Source organism: Paraburkholderia nodosa DSM 21604, from assembly GCF_000519185.1.
In the GTDB taxonomy this organism is placed as follows: domain Bacteria; phylum Pseudomonadota; class Gammaproteobacteria; order Burkholderiales; family Burkholderiaceae; genus Paraburkholderia; species Paraburkholderia nodosa.
The window spans coordinates 1-2093 of the sequence record NZ_JAFA01000107.1; the positions used below are offsets into that span (position 1 = coordinate 1).

The 2093-nt window shown below is 62.4% G+C and carries 1 protein-coding gene and 1 pseudogene; both read right to left on the bottom strand.

What is annotated here, in order from left to right:
- Positions 1-256: 256 nt before the first annotated feature.
- The gene (gene istB, locus A3CW_RS0144080; protein ID WP_028209155.1) at positions 257-1024 is read right to left on the bottom strand and encodes an IS21-like element helper ATPase IstB; all 768 of its coding nucleotides are present in this window, start codon (positions 1022-1024) and stop codon (positions 257-259) included.
- A 2-nt stretch (positions 1025-1026) separates the two neighbouring features.
- Positions 1027-2001: pseudogene (locus A3CW_RS49900) on the bottom strand (IS21 family transposase); the annotation flags it as partial.
- Positions 2002-2093 lie beyond the last annotated feature (92 nt).

The following is a 2093-nucleotide window of genomic DNA, read 5'->3' on the forward strand; positions in this document are numbered from 1 at the left end:
TCGGACCGTGGTGGGCCAAACCCGCTTTGCACCAAGGGCAATCAAGCCCGTGGCTCTGATGGGGTACCCACTCGCGGATATTCATCGTGGGCCAGCAGCGATTGCTGCCAAATGAGCCCGGATACATGGCTGCAACCTCGACCCAATGCCAGAGAGTCAGTCTGCTTGACAACTGGGAGTCGTCCATACACCCCGATGGGCAGTTCAAACTCCTCCACTTGTGGGCGGCTAAATTCCCCCAGGCAGGACGAGCGGATTATGCGTCGGATTCCTCAGTGACGGCAAGTCTGGCGGCGGCTTCCCGCAGGCGATAGCTCTTGCCTTCAAACTCGAGGAGTTTGGAGCGGTGCAGCAGGCGGTCAAGGATCGTCGAGGCCATGGTGCTGTCGCGAAGGTAGCGCCCCCAGTCCTGGACGACGCGGTTGGACGTGACGAGGATGCTGCGGCGTTGCTTGTAGCGTTGATGGACCACGGTCTGCAGCAGTTCGGCCGCGGCATCGGGAATGCGTTTGGCGAGGAACAGATCGTCAAGCACGAGAAGTTCGGGCTCGACGAGGGCCTTGAGCAACCGGTCCTGATCGGCACGCGTTTCCACGGCATAGCCGGCGAACACGGTGTCGGACTCGACGTAGCGCACCTTCATGCCCTGCAGGGTGGCGTTGTAGGCGATGGCCTTGGCGATGTGGCTTTTGCCGGTGCCGGGTTTGCCGATCAGCAGTGCGTTGTCGCTGTCGGCGACGAACTTCAGGGTGTGTAGCTCGAAGCAGGCCTGACGGGGTACTTTCGGATTGAAGGACCAGTCGACGTCGGCCAAGGATTTGCGCTCGTCCAGGCCGGACTGCTGGTAACGTCGTTCGAGCAGGCGGGATTGCCGGCGATCGAGCTCGTCCTGCAGAATCATGGAGAAGGTTTCGAGGAACGGCTGCTGGCTGGCCTGGGCTTGCAGCACCCGGGTTTCCAGTGTCGCGCTGATGCCGGACAGGCGCAGTTCGCGCAGGGCGCGGTCGATTTCGGCAAGGCTCATGCTCAAGAGAGATCTCCGTGGGGTGATGGCATGGCGGCGCTATGCTTGGCGCCGAGGGTGAACAGGTCGGCATAGTCGTCGCCGTCCCGGATGAGGTGATGTTCCTGAGTCAAGGGCAGTTCGCCCTGGATGGGCGTGTCCAGTTCAGCCAGCGCCTGCTCCAGCAGACGCTCGGTCAGCGCCTTGACCTGTTTGTAGCTGGCCACGCCTTCTCTCATGGCGATCTCGCAGGCCGATTCGATCAGGCGGCGGGGGTAGCGCCGGACCAGGCCGACGATGCCCCAGAGCTTGCGTTGACCGATTCGCCCTTCGGTGTCGAACAGACGCTGGCACAGGCGCTCGGCCGACGGCCCGATCGTCCTGGCCTGTGCGAGGATGCGGCGCGTTTCCCGGGAGGGATTGAACGGACGCTCGTCCTGCGGCAGTACCACCGTTCCCGGCCTGTCGGCCAGAATGTGGGTGCGCAGCAATGCTTGTGTCTGGCGGTTGCGGATTTCCAGGCGACGGGCAAATTTACGCACCAGCACCTGGCTGCCAATGGGAGCCGGTCGGGCTGCGTAGCTGCTGTGGTCCACGCGTACGCAGGTGTCGTCGCAGACCGTGTAGACCTTGTCGGTGAAGTATTCGAAGTTGCGCGCCGGCAAGGCGCGCAGATGGGGGCGCTCTTCCTCGAACATCGCCTGAACCTGGCGACGGGTGCTGCCGTGGATTCTTCTGGCCGCCCAGTTCGATTCCCATTGATCAAGGAAGGCGTTCTGCTCCTCGAGCGACTCGAACCGGCGCCCCTTCAGGGCCGTGCCCTGGGTATGCTGGATCGCGTTCTCGACGGTGCCCTTGCGATTCGGATCTCGTACGCGAGCTGGGTCTGCCACCACGCCGTAGTGAGCTAGCATGGCTGCATACACCGGATTGAGCTCCGGCTCGTACAGGTCTGGTTTGACAACGCCTTCCTTCAGATTGTCGAGGACGACGTATTGCGTTAATCAGCAGGTTCTGGTAATGCGCAGGAGTGCAGGAGAACCGGCGCCGTTGCTGAAATATTGCCGCCGGTTCCTTCACATTATGCGGG